This window comes from Klebsiella sp. MS 92-3, assembly GCF_000195655.1.
In the GTDB taxonomy this organism is placed as follows: domain Bacteria; phylum Pseudomonadota; class Gammaproteobacteria; order Enterobacterales; family Enterobacteriaceae; genus Klebsiella; species Klebsiella pneumoniae.
The window spans coordinates 14,511-33,208 of the sequence record NZ_GL882806.1; the positions used below are offsets into that span (position 1 = coordinate 14,511).

Consider the following 18,698-nt stretch of genomic DNA (forward strand, 5'->3'; position numbering starts at 1 on the left):
CCCGCGCTGAAGTCGTGTTGTCCCAGGGTTTGACGCTTCCACTTCGCCAGCGAATGAACCACTTCGAACTGGGCGTCGGGCAGTGTTTTCACTTTTACCTGAACCGCTTTCTCGCAGCCGGACAAGTTATCCTGCGTCCCATCGCCCACGCGGCTTAAGATTGGCGCCTGGACTTCAATCAGGCCAAGCTTCTCTTCCAGCTGACGGGAAAAGTGGGATTTAACGAAACTGATCTGGCGTTGTTTTGCGATATATGCGGTTTTCATTTTTATGACTCCTGCGTCCTGTTGCCATTGATTAAGCAACAAAACAGGGCGGCAATACAATAATCAATCAATAAAAAGGCGCACCAACTTTTAATTCATTAAAATATGGCGCTAAAATAGTAAGAACCCTCAAACTTCATAAGAAAAAGATATGGAAAATTATCAGATCGACAATCTGGACCGCGGCATTCTTGATGCGCTGATGGCCAACGCCCGTACCGCCTATGCCGAACTGGCCAAACAGTTCAGCGTCAGCCCGGGCACCATTCACGTGCGCGTCGAAAAGATGAAGCAGGCGGGTATCATTACCGGCGCGCGCATTGACGTCAGCCCCAAGCAGCTGGGCTACGACGTCGGTTGCTTCATCGGCATTATTTTAAAAAGCGCCAAAGACTATCCCTCCGCCCTCGCCCGCCTGGAAAGTCTGGAGGAGGTCACCGAGGCTTACTACACCACCGGCCACTACAGCATCTTTATTAAGGTGATGTGTAAATCCATCGATGCTCTGCAGCAGGTACTTATCAACAAGATCCAAACAATCGATGAAATTCAGTCCACTGAAACTCTGATCGTGCTGCAGAACCCGATCATGCGCACCATCAAGCCCTGATCGCTTTTTTTAATCCCACATTTTTCCACAGGTAGATCCCAGCTCGCTCACAGCGTACAATACGCCACTCTGAACAGTTGAGCGGGCGATCGGCGATCTATGGCAGACATTACACTTATCAGCGGCAGCACCCTGGGCAGTGCGGAATATGTAGCAGAGCATCTGGCGGAAAAGCTGGAAGAAGCCGGCTATAGCACTGAAATCCAGCACGGTCCGCTGGTGGACGATCTGCAGGCGCAAGGGATCTGGTTAATTATCTCTTCCACCCATGGCGCCGGCGACATTCCCGACAACCTGGTTCCCTTCTATGACGCGCTGCAGGAGAAGCAGGCCGATCTTTCCGCCGTGCGCTTTGGCGCTATAGGGATCGGCAGCCGCGAATACGACACCTTTTGCGGCGCGATCGATAAATTAGAAGCGGCGCTGAAGGCCTGCGGGGCAAAACAGATCGGTGAGACGCTGAAGATCAACGTCCTTGAACACGAAATTCCGGAGGATCCAGCGGAAATCTGGCTGGGATCCTGGAAAAATTTGCTCTGAGAATTGTAAAGATCGTCCGAACTTCTGTGGATAACCATGCTTAAAAGCTTGGATCAACCGGTAGTTATCCAAAGAATAACCGTAGTATGGTTTTTGAGCTGTGCATAACCCTTCATTCTGATCCCAGCTTATACGGACCAGGATCACCGATCATTCACAGATAGTGATCCTTCTTAAGCTTTTGATCTTACTTCGCGGATCCGACTTATCCACAAAGAGAGTCGATCCTAATAAGAGATCACAATAGAACAGATCTCTATATAAAGATCTTCTTTTTAATACTCAGGATCCCGGAGTCTTTCTCGAAAGACGAAAGTTGAGTAGAATCCACGGCCCGGGCTTCAATCCATTTTCATACCGCTTTATGCGAGGCAGACCACCATGTTTTATCAGGATCCTTTTGACGTCATTATCATTGGCGGGGGTCATGCAGGCACTGAGGCCGCAATGGCCGCAGCGCGTATGGGTCAACAAACCCTGCTTTTGACACACAATATCGACACGCTGGGGCAAATGAGTTGCAACCCGGCGATTGGCGGCATTGGGAAAGGACACCTGGTAAAAGAAGTGGATGCGCTCGGCGGTTTGATGGCCAAAGCGATCGATCAGGCGGGCATTCAGTTTAGGATACTAAACGCCAGCAAAGGACCGGCAGTGCGCGCCACCCGCGCCCAGGCTGACCGCGTGCTTTATCGTCAGGCAGTACGTACCGCGCTGGAGAACCAGCCGAACCTGATGATCTTCCAGCAGGCGGTTGAAGATCTGATTGTCGAAAACGATCGCGTCGTGGGCGCCGTCACCCAGATGGGCCTCAAATTCCGCGCTAAAGCGGTGGTGCTTACCGTCGGGACCTTCCTTGACGGCAAAATCCATATTGGTCTGGACAACTACAGCGGCGGCCGCGCCGGCGATCCGCCGTCTATCCCGCTGTCTCGTCGTCTGCGTGAATTGCCTCTGCGCGTAAGTCGTCTGAAAACCGGTACTCCGCCGCGTATTGACGCGCGCACCATCGATTTCAGCGTGCTGGCGCAGCAGCATGGCGATAACCCGATGCCGGTCTTCTCGTTCATGGGATCCGCGGATCAGCATCCGCGCCAGGTACCGTGCTATATCACCCACACTAACGAGAAAACCCACGATGTGATCCGCAATAACCTCGATCGCAGTCCTATGTACGCCGGAGTGATCGAAGGGATCGGACCTCGCTATTGCCCGTCGATCGAAGACAAAGTCATGCGCTTTGCCGATCGCAACCAGCATCAGATCTTCCTCGAGCCGGAAGGACTGACCTCAAACGAAATTTATCCGAACGGTATATCCACCAGCCTACCGTTTGATGTGCAAATGCAAATCGTCCGCTCGATGCAGGGGATGGAGAATGCGCGGATCGTCCGTCCAGGCTACGCTATTGAGTACGATTTCTTCGACCCGCGCGATCTGAAGCCAACGCTTGAGAGCAAATTTATTCAGGGTCTGTTCTTCGCCGGCCAAATCAACGGTACCACCGGTTACGAAGAGGCGGCGGCTCAGGGGCTGCTGGCCGGACTTAACGCCGCCCGCTTCTCTGCGGAAAAAGAGGGCTGGGCGCCGCGTCGCGATCAGGCTTACCTCGGCGTGCTGGTAGATGACCTCTGCACCCTGGGTACCAAAGAACCGTACCGCATGTTTACTTCCCGCGCTGAATATCGTCTGATGCTGCGCGAAGACAACGCCGATTTGCGTCTGACCGAACAGGGGCGCGAGCTGGGTCTGGTGGATGACGAACGCTGGGCGCGCTACAACGAGAAGCTGGAAAGCATCGAACGTGAACGCCAGCGTCTGAAATCCACCTGGGTGAATCCGCAGGCAGAGAGCGCCAACGAAGTGAACGCTCACCTGACCGCGCCGTTGTCGCGTGAAGCCAGCGGCGAAGATCTGCTGCGTCGTCCGGAAATGACCTACGAACAGCTGGTTCAACTCTCGCCATTCACCCCGGGACTGGAAGATCGTCAGGCGGCTGAGCAGGTAGAGATCCAGGTGAAGTATGAGGGCTATATCGCGCGCCAGCAGGATGAGATTGAGAAACAACAGCGCAATGAGAATACCTTGCTGCCAGCGACTCTCGACTACCGCCAGGTCACTGGGCTGTCTAACGAGGTGATTGCCAAACTGAACGACCATAAACCGTCGTCGATTGGACAGGCGTCACGTATCTCCGGGATCACCCCGGCGGCGATCTCTATTTTGCTGGTTTGGCTGAAAAAGCAGGGGATGCTGCGCCGCAGCGCCTGATTGCGGCTACCTGCCGCGCTGATTTCCCAGTTGCATAATCAGCGTTCGCCTTTATCATTCATAGCCCGGTAAGCGTTAGCGCCTCCGGGCTCATTATTTTTTGAAGGTACTTACCGTGCTCAACAAACTTTCTCGTCTGCTGGATGAAGCGGGTATTTCGCTCACCGATCACCAGAAAAATCAGCTGGTGGCTTACGTCGGACTGCTCGATAAGTGGAACAAAGCCTATAACCTGACCTCCGTTCGCGATCCGAATGAGATGCTGGTGCGTCATATTCTCGACAGCATCATCGTGGCGCCTTATCTGCAGGGCTCGCGCTTTATCGATGTTGGTACGGGCCCGGGGTTGCCGGGGATCCCGTTGGCCATCGTATGTCCGGAGTCACATTTCACCCTGCTGGACAGCCTTGGCAAGCGCGTGCGCTTCCTGCGTCAGGTGCAGCACGAGCTGAAGCTGGATAACGTCACCCCGGTGCAGAGCCGCGTGGAAGCCTTCCCGGCCGAGCCGCCGTTTGATGGCGTGATAAGCCGCGCTTTCGCATCGCTTAATGATATGGTGAGCTGGTGCCATCATCTGCCGGCAGCGAATGGTCACTTCTATGCGCTCAAAGGGTTAGCGCAAAAAGAAGAAATGGAAAGTCTGCCGGAAGGGTATGACATTGTCGAGGTGATTGAGCTGCATGTTCCTCGGTTGGAAGGGGAGCGGCACCTGGTGGTGATTAAGCCAAAATCGAGTTAATTTTTATCAAAAAATGTGGAAAAAATGTGGCCCGCGCATGTTACAAAAATAAAGGACGTCCCCCGATATTAACGGGCCGCATTTAACCTTGTTTTTACTATGGCTTTTCTTGCAGTTAACTTAGCGTAAGTGATTCACTGACAAAATAGTCAACTTTGAAAATATCAGGGTGCTAAAAATCGACAATGATGAACAGCATAGTGATGTTAAATTTTTATTATAAATGTCAATAAAAGGTTTTTATTGTATGTGAGGTTGTTTTAGATAATGTCCTCACTTTTTATCTTGAATATCAAAAGCATGAAAAATAGTGTTTTATGTCCTTGATTCATTAAAGGGCGCTTGAAATGTTTATTATGTGATCTGATGCACGCTTTAATTGCCGTGTTTCCTCGTTATTTGCAGTTTTGTATGACCGCTCACAGAACGCTGAAATGCACGGAAAGTTGTCCGTTGGAAAATAATTAAACATTTATTCACTATTTTGCTACTTATTGTTTGAAATCACGGGGCGTCACCGTATAATTTGTCCGCTTTTTGATGCTTGACTCTTCGTCTTAAAGGACGTTTTATACGACACGCGACATACCTCAAAGGGAGCAGGAGTAAAAACGTGATGTCAGTGTCGCTCTTGAGTCGAAACGTTGCTCGCAAGCTTCTGTTTATTCAGTTACTGGCAGTAATGGCAAGTGGACTGCTGTTCAGCCTCAAAGACCCCTTCTGGGGCATTTCCGCTGTATGCGGCGGTTTGGCAGTGGTCTTGCCAAATCTGATGTTTATAATTTTTGCCTGGCGTCATCAGGCGCATACACCAGCAAAAGGCCGTGTGGCCTGGACCTTCGCCTTCGGTGAAGCCTTCAAGGTGTTGCTGACCTTCGCCCTTCTGGCGGTGGCGCTGGCCGTTTTAAAAGTGGTATTTTTGCCACTGATCGTGACGTGGGTTTTGGTGCTGGTGGTACAAGTTCTGGCGCCAGCTGTAATTAACAACAAAGGGTAAAGGCATCATGGCTTCAGAAAATATGACGCCGCAGGATTACATAGGACACCATCTGAACAACCTTCAGTTGGACCTGCGTACATTCTCGCTGGTGGATCCGCACAACCACACAGCCACCTTCTGGACGCTCAACATTGACTCCATGTTCTTCTCGGTGGTTCTCGGTCTGCTGTTCCTTGCCATGTTCCGTAGCGTTGCTAAGAAAGCGACCAGCGGCGTACCAGGGAAATTCCAAACCTTCATCGAAATGATCATCGGCTTCGTCCATGGCAGCGTCAAAGACATGTACCATGGCAAGAGCAAGGTTATCGCGCCGCTGGCGCTGACCGTGTTCGTCTGGGTCTTCCTGATGAACCTGATGGACCTCTTGCCTATCGATTTCTTACCTTGGATCGGTGAGCACATACTCGGCCTGCCTGCACTGCGCGTGGTTCCGTCTGCCGACGTGAACATCACCCTGTCGATGGCGCTTGGCGTGTTCATCCTGATTATTTTCTACAGCATCAAAATGAAAGGCGTTGGTGGGTTCGTTAAAGAACTGACCATGCAGCCGTTCAATCACTGGGCGTTCATTCCTGTCAACTTAATCCTTGAAGGGGTAAGCCTGCTGTCCAAACCGGTCTCTCTCGGTCTGCGACTGTTCGGCAACATGTATGCCGGTGAGCTGATTTTCATTCTGATTGCTGGTCTGTTGCCGTGGTGGTCACAGTGGGTTCTGAATGTGCCTTGGGCCATTTTCCACATCCTGATTATTACGCTGCAAGCCTTCATCTTCATGGTTCTGACGATTGTCTATCTGTCGATGGCATCTGAAGAGCATTGATTTTTTACCAACACTACTACGTTTTAACTGAAACAAACTGGAGACTGTCATGGAAAACCTGAATATGGATCTGCTGTACATGGCTGCCGCTGTGATGATGGGTCTGGCGGCAATCGGTGCTGCGATCGGTATCGGCATCCTCGGAGGTAAATTCCTGGAAGGCGCAGCGCGTCAGCCGGATCTGATCCCTCTGCTGCGTACTCAGTTCTTTATCGTTATGGGTCTGGTGGATGCTATCCCGATGATCGCTGTAGGTCTGGGTCTGTACGTGATGTTCGCCGTCGCGTAGTAAGTTGTTAGAAACCTAAGCCACAGAGTTAATTAAAGAGGTATTGTGCTGTGAACATGAACGCAACAATCCTCGGCCAGGCCATCGCGTTTGTTATCTTCGTATGGTTCTGCATGAAATACGTATGGCCGCCTTTAATGGCTGCCATCGAAAAACGCCAGAAAGAGATTTCTGACGGTTTAGCTTCTGCAGAACGCGCTAAGAAAGATTTGGACCTTGCACAGGCCAACGCGACCGACCAGCTGAAAAAAGCGAAAGCGGAAGCCCAGGTAATCATTGAGCAGGCGAACAAACGCCGCTCTCAGATTCTGGACGAAGCTAAAGCTGAAGCAGAACAGGAACGCACCAAAATCGTTGCACAAGCGCAGGCTGAAATTGATGCTGAGCGTAAACGTGCACGCGAGGAGCTGCGTAAGCAGGTCGCTATCCTGGCTGTTGCTGGCGCCGAGAAGATCATCGAACGTTCCGTGGATGAAGCTGCTAACAGCGACATCGTGGATAAACTTGTCGCTGAACTGTAAGGAGGGAGGGGCTGATGTCTGAATTTGTAACGGTAGCTCGCCCCTACGCCAAAGCAGCTTTTGACTTTGCCGTCGAACACAACAGTGTTGAACGCTGGCAGGATATGCTGGCGTTTGCCGCCGAAGTGACCAAAAACGACCAAATGGCAGAGCTTCTCTCCGGTGCTTTGGCGCCGGAAACGCTCTCAGAAGCGTTTATCGCTATCTGCGGCGAGCAACTCGACGAAAATGGCCAGAACCTGATTAAGGTGATGGCGGAAAATAATCGTCTGAAGGTGCTCCCGGACGTTCTTGAGCAATTCATTCACCTGCGCGCGGCCAGTGAGGCCATCGCAGAGGTAGAAGTAATATCTGCCAACCAACTGAGTGATGAACAGCTTGCCAGGATCGTCAGCGCGATGGAAAAACGTCTGTCACGCAAAGTTAAGCTGAATTGCAAAATCGATAAGTCTGTTATGGCAGGGATTATTATCCCTGCGGGGGATATGGTCATTGATGGCAGCGTACGCGGCCGTCTTGAGCGCCTTGCAGACGTCTTGCAGTCTTAAGGGGACTGGAGCATGCAACTGAATTCCACCGAAATCAGCGAACTGATCAAGCAGCGCATTGCTCAGTTCAATGTTGTGAGCGAAGCTCATAACGAAGGTACTATTGTTTCTGTAAGTGACGGTGTTATCCGCATCCACGGCCTTGCCGAATGTATGCAGGGCGAGATGATCTCCCTGCCGGGTAACCGTTACGCTATCGCACTGAACCTGGAGCGCGACTCCGTAGGTGCGGTGGTAATGGGTCCGTACGCTGACCTCGCCGAAGGCATGAAGGTGAAATGTACTGGCCGTATCCTGGAAGTTCCGGTAGGCCGTGGCCTGCTGGGCCGCGTGGTTAACACCCTGGGCGCGCCAATTGATGGTAAAGGTCCGCTGGAAAACGACGGTTTCTCCGCCGTTGAAGCGATCGCGCCGGGCGTAATCGAACGTCAGTCCGTCGATCAGCCGGTACAGACCGGTTACAAATCCGTTGACGCCATGATCCCAATCGGTCGTGGTCAGCGTGAACTGATCATCGGCGACCGTCAGACCGGTAAAACTGCGCTGGCTATCGATGCCATCATCAACCAGCGTGATTCCGGCATCAAGTGCGTCTATGTCGCTATCGGTCAGAAAGCGTCCACCATCTCTAACGTGGTGCGTAAACTGGAAGAGCACGGCGCGCTGGCTAACACCATCGTAGTGGTAGCGACTGCATCTGAATCTGCTGCACTGCAATACCTGGCGCCATACGCTGGTTGCGCAATGGGCGAATACTTCCGCGACCGCGGTGAAGATGCGCTGATCGTTTACGATGATCTGTCTAAACAGGCTGTTGCTTATCGCCAGATCTCCCTGCTGCTCCGTCGTCCGCCTGGACGTGAAGCGTTCCCGGGCGACGTATTCTACCTCCACTCTCGTCTGCTGGAGCGTGCTGCGCGTGTTAACGCCGAATACGTTGAAGCCTTCACCAAAGGTGAAGTGAAAGGGAAAACCGGTTCTCTGACCGCGCTGCCGATTATCGAAACGCAGGCGGGTGACGTTTCCGCATTCGTTCCGACCAACGTAATCTCTATTACCGATGGTCAGATCTTCCTGGAAACCAACCTGTTTAACGCCGGTATTCGTCCTGCGGTTAACCCGGGTATCTCCGTATCCCGTGTTGGTGGTGCAGCGCAGACCAAGATCATGAAGAAACTGTCCGGTGGTATCCGTACCGCGCTGGCGCAGTATCGTGAACTGGCGGCGTTCTCCCAGTTTGCATCCGACCTTGACGATGCAACCCGCAAACAGCTGGACCACGGTCAGAAAGTGACCGAGCTGCTGAAACAGAAACAGTATGCGCCGATGTCCGTCGCGCAGCAGTCTCTGGTTCTGTTCGCAGCAGAACGTGGTTACCTGGCTGATGTAGAACTGGCGAAAATCGGTAGCTTCGAAGCCGCTCTGCTGGCTTACGTCGACCGTGATCACGCTCCGCTGATGCAAGAGATTAACCAGTCCGGTGGCTATAACGACGAAATCGAAGGCAAGCTGAAAGGCATCCTCGATTCCTTCAAAGCAACCCAGTCCTGGTAACGTCTGGCGGTCTGTCTTAGGGCAGGCCGCAAGGCATTGAGGAGAAGCTCATGGCCGGCGCAAAAGAGATACGTAGTAAGATCGCAAGCGTCCAGAACACGCAAAAGATCACTAAAGCGATGGAGATGGTCGCCGCTTCCAAAATGCGTAAATCGCAGGAGCGCATGGCGGCCAGCCGTCCTTACGCAGATACTATGCGCAAAGTGATTGGTCACCTTGCGAACGGTAATCTGGAATATAAGCACCCTTACCTGGAAGAACGCGACGTTAAGCGCGTGGGCTACCTGGTGGTGTCGACCGACCGTGGTCTGTGCGGCGGCTTGAACATTAACCTGTTCAAGAAACTGCTGGCGGAAATGAAAGCATGGTCCGATAAAGGCGTTCAGTGCGACCTCGCAATGATCGGCTCTAAGGGCGTTTCTTTCTTTAACTCCGTGGGCGGCAACGTGGTTGCACAGGTGACCGGTATGGGGGATAACCCATCCCTGTCCGAACTGATCGGCCCGGTAAAAGTGATGTTGCAGGCCTATGATGAAGGCCGTCTGGACAAGCTGTACGTTGTCAGCAACAAATTTATTAACACCATGTCTCAGGTTCCGACGATCACTCAGCTGCTGCCGTTACCGGCATCAGAAGATGCTGATCTGAAACGTAAATCCTGGGATTACCTGTATGAGCCCGATCCGAAAGCGCTGCTGGATACCCTCCTGCGCCGCTACGTCGAATCTCAGGTTTATCAGGGCGTGGTTGAAAACCTGGCCAGCGAGCAGGCCGCCCGTATGGTGGCGATGAAAGCCGCGACCGATAATGGCGGCAGCCTGATTAAAGAGCTGCAGTTGGTATACAACAAAGCTCGTCAGGCCAGCATTACTCAGGAACTCACCGAGATCGTCTCGGGGGCCGCCGCGGTTTAACCAGGTTATTTCGTAGAGGATTTAAGATGGCTACTGGAAAGATTGTCCAGGTAATCGGCGCCGTGGTCGACGTCGAGTTCCCTCAGGATGCCGTACCACGCGTGTACGAAGCCCTTGAGGTACAGAATGGTAATGAAGTTCTGGTGCTGGAAGTTCAGCAGCAGCTGGGCGGCGGTATCGTACGTACCATCGCCATGGGTTCTTCTGATGGTCTGCGCCGCGGTCTGGATGTAAAAGACCTCGAGCACCCGATCGAAGTCCCGGTAGGTAAAGCAACGCTGGGTCGTATCATGAACGTACTGGGTCAACCGGTTGACATGAAAGGCGACATCGGCGAAGAAGAGCGTTGGGCTATCCACCGCGCGGCACCGTCCTATGAAGAGCTGTCCAGCTCTCAGGAACTGCTGGAAACCGGCATCAAAGTTATCGACCTGATGTGTCCGTTCGCCAAGGGCGGTAAAGTTGGTCTGTTCGGCGGTGCGGGTGTAGGTAAAACTGTAAACATGATGGAGCTGATCCGTAACATCGCGATCGAGCACTCCGGTTACTCTGTGTTTGCGGGCGTAGGTGAGCGTACTCGTGAGGGTAACGACTTCTACCACGAAATGACCGACTCCAACGTTATCGATAAAGTATCCCTGGTGTACGGCCAGATGAACGAGCCGCCGGGAAACCGTCTGCGCGTTGCGCTGACCGGCCTGACCATGGCTGAGAAATTCCGTGACGAAGGTCGTGACGTACTGCTGTTCGTCGATAACATCTATCGTTACACCCTGGCCGGTACTGAAGTATCCGCGCTGCTGGGTCGCATGCCTTCAGCGGTAGGTTATCAGCCGACCCTGGCGGAAGAGATGGGCGTTCTGCAGGAACGTATCACCTCCACCAAAACCGGTTCTATCACCTCCGTACAGGCGGTATACGTACCGGCGGATGACTTAACTGACCCATCCCCAGCCACTACCTTTGCTCACTTAGATGCAACCGTAGTACTGAGCCGTCAGATCGCATCCCTGGGTATCTACCCGGCCGTTGACCCGCTGGATTCCACCAGCCGTCAGCTGGATCCGCTGGTTGTTGGTCAGGAACACTACGACACCGCGCGTGGCGTTCAGTCCATCCTGCAGCGTTATCAGGAACTGAAAGACATTATCGCCATCCTCGGTATGGACGAACTGTCTGAAGAAGACAAACTGGTGGTAGCTCGCGCGCGTAAGATCCAGCGCTTCCTGTCCCAGCCGTTCTTCGTGGCAGAAGTCTTTACCGGTTCTCCGGGCAAATACGTGGCGCTGAAAGACACCATCCGTGGCTTTAAAGGCATCATGGAAGGCGAATACGATCACCTGCCAGAGCAGGCGTTCTACATGGTCGGTTCCATCGACGAAGCCGTGGAAAAAGCCAAAAAACTTTAACGCCTTAATCGGAGGGTGATATGGCAATGACTTACCACCTGGACGTCGTCAGCGCAGAGCAACAAATGTTCTCTGGTCTGGTCGAAAAAATCCAGGTAACGGGTAGCGAAGGTGAACTGGGTATTTACCCGGGCCACGCGCCGCTGCTCACCGCCATTAAGCCTGGTATGATTCGCATCGTTAAACAGCACGGTCATGAAGAGTTTATCTATCTGTCCGGCGGCATTCTTGAAGTGCAGCCTGGCAGCGTGACCGTCCTGGCGGATACCGCAATTCGCGGTCAGGACCTCGACGAAGCGCGAGCGCTGGAAGCGAAACGCAAAGCGGAAGAGCACATTAAGAGCTCTCACGGCGATGTGGATTACGCTCAGGCGTCTGCGGAACTGGCCAAAGCGATCGCTAAACTGCGCGTTATCGAGTTGACCAAAAAAGCGATGTAACACCGGCTTGAACGTAAAAAGCCAGTCTGGGTTCCAGGCTGGCTTTTTTTATTGCCCGCTGCTGACGAGCGGATGAAGTGAAAACAGTATTCACCCTTAATTGTTATTGATTAGTTAAATGATGAGGCGTAAACTCTTTTTTGTGATGCATATCACAAAAAAGAGCGTTATAAACTGCACCTGCGTCAGGAAATCATCATGAAACTGTTCCATAAAATCATCGCTAAATTTAGCGTCCTGAGCTTCTAAGCTCCGCGCTATCTCGCCCGCTGACACGACGTATCGCCCATCAAAACGACAACACTGGCGATGTGAAACCGGGAAAAGAAGGTCACCTGATAGGTGGCCTTTCGTTTTTTATGGATAGCATCCATCACTTTACCGCCCTCCCCCGCCAGCGACTGGCGAATATTTATCCTGGTTCTTCCCGCTGTGGGTGCTGATAAACGCCTGCCGCTGCGGCTTTATTCAGGTGGCGAAAAAACAGCAAAAGCAGTGAGATAGTTAATGATTCTCCACCCCGCCCTCCTTTTTCAGCGTTAAACTGATTTGCAGTGGTTAAAAATAGCGTCATAAAATGGGGTAAAACAGTGAGCCTGGACGTTTTCTCCACGTCTCGTTTTATGATGAAAAATATGTAGAAATTTCAACGTGAAAGGCTTTTACTTTTCGTTCTAACTACCGTCAGGATGAGTATGTCAAATAGTGCGATGAGCGTGGTTATCCTTGCTGCAGGCAAAGGGACCCGCATGTATTCCGATCTTCCTAAGGTGCTGCATACCCTGGCCGGGAAGCCAATGGTGCAGCATGTCATTGATGCCGCTAACGATTTAGGCGCATGTGCGGTACACCTGGTATACGGCCACGGCGGCGATCTGCTGCGTCAGACTCTGCATGAAGACAACCTGAACTGGGTGCTGCAGGCCGAGCAGCTCGGAACCGGGCACGCTATGCAGCAGGCGGCGCCATTCTTCAATGATGATGAAGACATCCTGATGCTCTATGGCGACGTGCCGCTGATCTCCGTTGAGACGCTACAGCGCCTGCGCGCCGCGAAACCACAGGGTGGGATTGGTCTGTTAACGGTGAAGCTGGATGACCCAACCGGCTATGGCCGCATTACCCGTGAAAATGGCCAGGTGACGGGCATCGTTGAGCACAAAGATGCCAGCGAGGCCCAGCGCCAGATCCAGGAAATCAACACCGGGATCCTGATCGCCGGCGGAGCGGATCTAAAGCGCTGGCTGGCGAAACTCACCAATAACAACGCTCAGGGTGAATACTACATCACCGATATCATCGCCATGGCGCACCAGGAAGGACACCAGATCGTCGCAGTGCATCCGCAGCGCCTGAGCGAAGTCGAAGGCGTCAACAACCGCCTGCAGCTTGCGCGCCTGGAGCGCGTCTACCAGGCGGAGCAGGCGGAAAAGCTGCTGCTGGCGGGCGTGATGCTGCGCGATCCGGCGCGTTTCGATCTGCGCGGTACGCTGCAGCACGGGCACGATGTAGAGATCGATACTAACGTTATTCTGGAAGGCAACGTGGTGCTGGGCGATCGAGTGAAAATCGGCGCCGGCTGCGTGATCAAAAACAGCACCATCGGCGATGACTGCGAAATTAGCCCCTACAGCGTGGTGGAAGATGCCCAGCTGCAGGCAGCCTGCACCATCGGTCCATTTGCCCGTCTGCGCCCGGGCGCCGAACTGCTGGAAGGCGCCCACGTTGGTAACTTCGTGGAAATGAAAAAAGCGCGTCTCGGGAAAGGCTCCAAGGCGGGTCATCTGACCTATCTGGGCGATGCGGAGATTGGCGATAACGTCAATATCGGCGCGGGCACCATCACCTGCAACTACGATGGTGCGAACAAGCATAAAACGATTATTGGCGATGATGTCTTTGTCGGCTCGGATACCCAGCTGGTGGCGCCAGTCACGGTAGGCAACGGCGTTACTATCGCCGCCGGCACCACCGTTACGCGCAATATCGCCGATAATGAGCTGGTGTTGAGCCGCGTACCGCAGGTCCACAAACAGGGCTGGCAGCGTCCGGTGAAGAAGAAATAATTTGGATTAGCGCCGGGGAAATTTTCCCGGCGAACCAGGATGAGAGGGTCAACATAGATCCCGTCCGCAGGCAGTACCATAACAATAACCCCACTCTCTACAAGGCTCGGGGCGCCCGGAAAACGGGCAAATACAGGTCAGCGACAACGCATGGCATATCGCCATTATCAGGAAATTTAACTATGTGTGGAATTGTTGGCGCAGTCGCGCAGCGTGATATTGCTGAAATCCTTCTCGAAGGTTTACGTCGTCTGGAATACCGTGGCTATGACTCTGCCGGTCTGGCAGTGGTCGACAGCGAAGGTCATATGACCCGCGTGCGTCGCCTGGGTAAAGTTCAGATGCTGGCTCAGGCGGTAGAAGAGCAACCGTTACACGGTGGTACCGGGATCGCCCATACTCGTTGGGCGACGCACGGCGAACCGTCTGAGAGCAATGCGCATCCGCATGTTTCTGAACACATTGTGGTGGTCCATAATGGGATCATCGAAAACCATGAGCCGCTGCGCGCCCTGCTGCAGTCTCGCGGCTATGTCTTCGTCACCGAGACCGATACCGAAGTTATTGCCCATCTGGTGCACTGGGAGCTGGAACAAGGCGGTACCTTGCGTGAAGCCGTCCTGCGCGCTATCCCGCAGCTGCGCGGCGCTTACGGTACGGTGATCATGGATACCCGTGACCCGGGAACTCTGCTGGCGGCCCGCTCCGGTAGCCCGCTGGTGATTGGCCTGGGGATGGGTGAAAACTTTATCGCCTCCGACCAGCTGGCATTGCTGCCAGTTACCCGCCGCTTTATCTTCCTCGAAGAGGGCGATATTGCCGAAGTCACTCGCCGCTCGGTGGTGATTTTCGATAAATCCGGCGCGGAAGTGAAACGCCAGGAGATCGAATCCAATCTGCAGTATGACGCTGGCGATAAAGGTATCTACCGCCACTATATGCAGAAAGAGATTTTCGAGCAGCCGAACGCGATTAAGAACACCCTGACCGGGCGCATCAGCCATGGCGAAGTGGATCTCAGCGAGCTGGGGCCGAACGCCAATGAAATGCTGGCTCAGGTTGAACATATTCAGATAGTTGCCTGCGGGACTTCCTATAACTCCGGGATGGTCTCCCGCTACTGGTTCGAAGCGTTAGCCGGCGTCCCGTGCGATGTGGAAATCGCCTCCGAATTCCGCTATCGCAAGTCCGCAGTGCGTCGCAATAGCCTGATGATCACCCTCTCCCAGTCCGGTGAAACCGCCGATACCCTGGCGGCGCTGCGTCTGTCGAAAGAGCTGGGCTATCTCGGCTCGCTGGCCATCTGCAACGTGCCGGGCTCGTCGCTGGTGCGCGAGTCCGATCTGGCGCTGATGACCAAAGCCGGAACGGAAATCGGCGTGGCCTCGACCAAAGCCTTTACCACTCAGCTAACCGTGCTGTTGATGCTGGTGGCGAAACTGGCGCGACTGAAAGGTCAGGATGCGTCTATCGAGCATGATATCGTGCACGGCCTTCAGGCTCTGCCGAACCGTATCGAGCAGATGCTCTCCCAGGACAAGCGTATTGAGCAGCTGGCAGAGCGCTTCTCTGATAAGCACCATGCGCTGTTCCTTGGCCGTGGCGATCAGTATCCGATCGCTATGGAAGGGGCGCTGAAGCTGAAAGAGATCTCCTACATTCACGCGGAAGCCTATGCGGCGGGCGAGCTTAAGCACGGCCCACTGGCGCTGATTGATGCGGAAATGCCGGTGATCGTGGTGGCGCCGAACAACGAACTGCTGGAAAAACTGAAATCCAACATCGAAGAGGTTCGTGCCCGCGGCGGTGAACTATACGTCTTCGCCGACGGTGAAGCCGGCTTCAACGGTAGCGATAACATGCACATCATTGAGATGCCGCATGTGGAAGAGACCATCGCCCCTATCTTCTATACGGTTCCGCTGCAGCTGTTGGCTTATCACGTCGCGCTGATCAAAGGCACTGACGTTGACCAGCCGCGTAACCTGGCGAAATCGGTAACGGTTGAGTAAAGCATCCTATCCTGCAAAGGGCTGCCGACGGCGGCCCTTTTTATTTGCACCTGCTGTTTTCCATCGATTACGTGCGCAATATTTTGGCTGGCGGTAGATGACAAACGATCGTTTTACGGTCCGATTTCGCCGTCATAAAAAGAAAATTATTTTGTCATTGCACGGTCATGATTAAAGATAACCATCTGAGTTATAAGCGTATTATTTGGCGTAAAATCCACTCTCCCGGCCTGTCATAAAACTGTCATAATTCGTACATTTTACTGTCACCTCTTTGACCTATTTTGCTCACCATAGCCTCGAAACAATGATTTACGAATCCCAGCAGGAGACATTATGAACGTTATGCGTACCACCGTCGCAACAGTTGTCGCCGCGACCTTATCGATGAGCGCTTTCTCTGCCTTCGCAGCAGCAAGCCTGACTGGCGCAGGCGCAACTTTCCCTGCGCCGGTGTATGCCAAATGGGCTGATACCTATCAGAAAGAAACCGGCAATAAAGTGAACTACCAGGGTATTGGTTCCTCTGGTGGCGTTAAGCAGATTATTGCCAACACCGTTGATTTCGGTGCTTCTGATGCTCCGCTGGCTGATGACAAACTGACCCAGGAAGGTCTGTTCCAGTTCCCCACTGTGATTGGCGGCGTGGTACTGGCGGTTAACCTGCCTGGCGTGAAATCCGGCGAGCTGGTGCTGGATGGCAAAACCCTCGGTGATATCTACCTGGGTAAAATTAAAAAATGGGATGACGAAGCGATCGCTAAGCTCAACCCGGGCCTGAAGCTGCCGTCGCAGAACATCGCCGTGGTCCGCCGCGCCGATGGTTCAGGTACCTCATTCGTTTTCACCAGCTACCTGTCCAAAGTGAATGAAGAGTGGAAATCGAAAATCGGCGCCGGCTCTACCGTAAACTGGCCAACCGGTCTGGGCGGTAAAGGCAACGATGGTATCGCCGCCTTTGTTCAGCGTCTGCCGGGCTCGATTGGTTACGTCGAATACGCTTACGCTAAGCAAAACAACCTGGCCTACACCAAACTGGTCTCTGCCGACGGCAAGCCGGTTAGCCCGACTGAAGACAACTTCGCTAACGCCGCAAAAGGCGTTGACTGGAGCAAGTCTTTCGCTCAGGACCTGACCAACCAGAAAGGCGAAAATGCATGGCCGATCACCTCAACCACCTTCATCCTGGTGCATAAGGCGACGAACAAGCCGGAACAGACCGCTGAAGTGCTGAAGTTCTTCGACTGGGCGTATAAAAACGGCGGGAAAGAAGCGAATGCGCTGGATTACGCGACGCTGCCGGAAAGCGTGGTAGAGCAGGTTCGCGCGGCATGGAAAACCAACGTCAAAGACAGCAGCGGTAAAGCGCTGTACTAACAGTAGATTTTTGACGAAGATGGCGGGGGCGTTCAGGCGCTGCCCGCCCTACGGTTCAGACTGTAGGCCCGGGAGCCAACGCCACCGGGCATTTATTCGAACAAGTTTTAATACGTAAAGAGTAATCTATGGCTGCAACCAAGCCTGCATTTACCCCTCCGGGGAAAAAGGGTGACATGATTTTCAGTGCGCTGGTAAAACTGGCTGCGCTGATTGTGCTATTGATGCTGGGCGGCATCATCGTTTCCCTGATCATCTCTTCCTGGCCGAGCATTCAAAAGTTTGGCTTTGCCTTTTTGTGGACCAAAGAGTGGGATGCGCCTAACGAGATCTTCGGCGCGCTGGTCCCGATTTACGGAACCCTGGTCACCTCTTTTATCGCGCTGCTGATCGCCGTTCCGGTGAGCTTCGGCATCGCGCTGTTTCTGACAGAATTGTCCCCCGCCTGGCTCAAGCGTCCGCTGGGCATTGCGATTGAGCTGCTGGCGGCAATCCCGAGCATCGTGTACGGCATGTGGGGCCTGTTTATTTTCGCCCCGCTGTTTGCGACTTACTTCCAGGAGCCGGTCGGCAACGTTCTGTCGACCATCCCGTTCGTCGGCGCGCTGTTTGCCGGCCCGGCGTTTGGTATCGGTATTCTCGCCGCTGGCGTCATTCTGGCCATCATGATCATCCCTTACATCGCCGCGGTCATGCGCGATGTTTTCGAACAGACCCCGGTGATGATGAAAGAGTCGGCCTATGGCATCGGCTGCACCACCTGGGAAGTTATCTGGCGCATCGTTTTACCGTTCACTAAAAACGGGGTGATCGGCGGGGTGATGCTCGGTCTGGGCCGCGCGCTGGGTGAAACCATGGCGGTCACCTTTATCATCGGCAACACCTACCAGCTCGACAGCATCTCGTTGTATATGCCGGGGAACAGTATTACCTCCGCGCTGGCTAATGAGTTCGCCGAAGCGGAAACCGGCCTGCACGTGGCGGCGCTGATGGAGCTGGGCCTGATCCTGTTCGTTATCACCTTTATCGTTCTGGCCGCGTCGAAGTTTATGATTATGCGCCTCGCGAAGAATGAGGGGGCACGCTAATGGCGACCATTGAATTGCAAACTACCGCCGAACTGGCGGAGTCCCGTCGCAAGATGCAGGCCAAACGCCGCATGAAGAACCGTATCGCTCTGGCGCTGTCGATGGCGACCATGGCGTTTGGTTTGTTCTGGCTTATCTGGATCCTGATGGCGACGATAACCCGCGGTTTCGACGGCATGAGTCTGGCGCTGTTCACCGAAATGACGCCGCCGCCGAATACGGCGGGCGGGGGGG

General features: G+C 53.7%; 17 protein-coding genes and 2 pseudogenes. 18 read left to right on the forward strand and 1 reads right to left on the reverse strand.

Translation table 11 applies throughout. The annotated features are described in order from the left end of the window. A pseudogene (locus HMPREF9538_RS14555) lies at positions 1-266 on the reverse strand (asparagine synthetase A); the annotation flags it as partial. Between the two features lie 151 nt (positions 267-417). On the opposite strand from HMPREF9538_RS14555, the gene asnC reads away from it, so the two are divergent. From asnC to pstA, 18 genes and pseudogenes are all read left to right on the forward strand, one after another. Then, complete coding sequence (gene asnC / locus HMPREF9538_RS14550; protein WP_002882510.1) at positions 418-876, forward strand: transcriptional regulator AsnC; 459 nt, start codon at positions 418-420, stop codon at positions 874-876. Between the two features lie 99 nt (positions 877-975). After that, entirely contained in the window at positions 976-1,416 is a 441-nt protein-coding gene (gene mioC, locus HMPREF9538_RS14545; RefSeq protein WP_004144988.1) for an FMN-binding protein MioC, read from the forward strand. Between the two features lie 381 nt (positions 1,417-1,797). Next, the gene (gene mnmG / locus HMPREF9538_RS14540; protein WP_004144989.1) at positions 1,798-3,687 is read left to right on the forward strand and encodes a tRNA uridine-5-carboxymethylaminomethyl(34) synthesis enzyme MnmG; all 1,890 of its coding nucleotides are present in this window, start codon (positions 1,798-1,800) and stop codon (positions 3,685-3,687) included. Between the two features lie 115 nt (positions 3,688-3,802). Then, positions 3,803-4,426: a 16S rRNA (guanine(527)-N(7))-methyltransferase RsmG gene (gene rsmG / locus HMPREF9538_RS0127600; RefSeq protein ID WP_004151554.1), complete on the forward strand. Its 624-nt coding sequence runs from the start codon at positions 3,803-3,805 to the stop codon at positions 4,424-4,426. 616 nt (positions 4,427-5,042) lie between these two features. Further along, complete coding sequence (atpI, locus tag HMPREF9538_RS14535) at positions 5,043-5,423, forward strand: F0F1 ATP synthase subunit I (RefSeq protein WP_004144991.1); 381 nt, start codon at positions 5,043-5,045, stop codon at positions 5,421-5,423. 7 nt (positions 5,424-5,430) lie between these two features. After that, positions 5,431-6,246: a F0F1 ATP synthase subunit A gene (atpB, locus tag HMPREF9538_RS14530; protein ID WP_004173838.1), complete on the forward strand. Its 816-nt coding sequence runs from the start codon at positions 5,431-5,433 to the stop codon at positions 6,244-6,246. 49 nt (positions 6,247-6,295) lie between these two features. Then, positions 6,296-6,535: a F0F1 ATP synthase subunit C gene (gene atpE, locus HMPREF9538_RS14525; protein WP_000429386.1), complete on the forward strand. Its 240-nt coding sequence runs from the start codon at positions 6,296-6,298 to the stop codon at positions 6,533-6,535. Positions 6,536-6,585: 50 nt separating this feature from the next. Next, the gene (gene atpF / locus HMPREF9538_RS14520; protein ID WP_004107293.1) at positions 6,586-7,056 is read left to right on the forward strand and encodes a F0F1 ATP synthase subunit B; all 471 of its coding nucleotides are present in this window, start codon (positions 6,586-6,588) and stop codon (positions 7,054-7,056) included. A gap of 14 nt (positions 7,057-7,070) precedes the next feature. Beyond that, positions 7,071-7,604 carry a F0F1 ATP synthase subunit delta gene (gene atpH, locus HMPREF9538_RS14515; RefSeq protein WP_009485030.1) on the forward strand — a complete coding sequence of 178 codons (534 nt, stop codon included), beginning with the start codon at positions 7,071-7,073 and terminating at the stop codon, positions 7,602-7,604. Positions 7,605-7,616: 12 nt separating this feature from the next. Beyond that, positions 7,617-9,158 carry a F0F1 ATP synthase subunit alpha gene (gene atpA / locus HMPREF9538_RS14510; protein ID WP_004144995.1) on the forward strand — a complete coding sequence of 514 codons (1,542 nt, stop codon included), beginning with the start codon at positions 7,617-7,619 and terminating at the stop codon, positions 9,156-9,158. 50 nt (positions 9,159-9,208) lie between these two features. Further along, a complete protein-coding gene (gene atpG, locus HMPREF9538_RS14505) occupies positions 9,209-10,072 on the forward strand; it encodes a F0F1 ATP synthase subunit gamma (RefSeq protein WP_004144996.1) in 864 nt (287 codons plus the stop codon). A 26-nt stretch (positions 10,073-10,098) separates the two neighbouring features. After that, the gene (atpD, locus tag HMPREF9538_RS14500; protein WP_004144997.1) at positions 10,099-11,481 is read left to right on the forward strand and encodes a F0F1 ATP synthase subunit beta; all 1,383 of its coding nucleotides are present in this window, start codon (positions 10,099-10,101) and stop codon (positions 11,479-11,481) included. A 20-nt stretch (positions 11,482-11,501) separates the two neighbouring features. Continuing rightward, on the forward strand, positions 11,502-11,921 hold the full coding sequence (locus HMPREF9538_RS14495) for a F0F1 ATP synthase subunit epsilon (protein WP_001251971.1): 420 nt from the start codon (positions 11,502-11,504) through the stop codon (positions 11,919-11,921). Positions 11,922-12,616: 695 nt separating this feature from the next. After that, positions 12,617-13,987, forward strand: coding sequence for a bifunctional UDP-N-acetylglucosamine diphosphorylase/glucosamine-1-phosphate N-acetyltransferase GlmU (glmU, locus tag HMPREF9538_RS14480; RefSeq protein ID WP_032457100.1), 1,371 nt, complete (start codon positions 12,617-12,619; stop codon positions 13,985-13,987). Between the two features lie 182 nt (positions 13,988-14,169). Next, the gene (glmS, locus tag HMPREF9538_RS14475; protein WP_008806727.1) at positions 14,170-15,999 is read left to right on the forward strand and encodes a glutamine--fructose-6-phosphate transaminase (isomerizing); all 1,830 of its coding nucleotides are present in this window, start codon (positions 14,170-14,172) and stop codon (positions 15,997-15,999) included. A gap of 336 nt (positions 16,000-16,335) precedes the next feature. After that, a complete protein-coding gene (gene pstS / locus HMPREF9538_RS14470) occupies positions 16,336-17,376 on the forward strand; it encodes a phosphate ABC transporter substrate-binding protein PstS (protein WP_004150308.1) in 1,041 nt (346 codons plus the stop codon). Between the two features lie 128 nt (positions 17,377-17,504). Beyond that, a complete protein-coding gene (gene pstC, locus HMPREF9538_RS14465; RefSeq protein ID WP_004145004.1) occupies positions 17,505-18,464 on the forward strand; it encodes a phosphate ABC transporter permease PstC in 960 nt (319 codons plus the stop codon). Beyond that, a pseudogene (gene pstA, locus HMPREF9538_RS29890) lies at positions 18,464-18,698 on the forward strand (phosphate ABC transporter permease PtsA); the annotation flags it as partial. The gene pstC and the pseudogene pstA, both read left to right, overlap by 1 nt.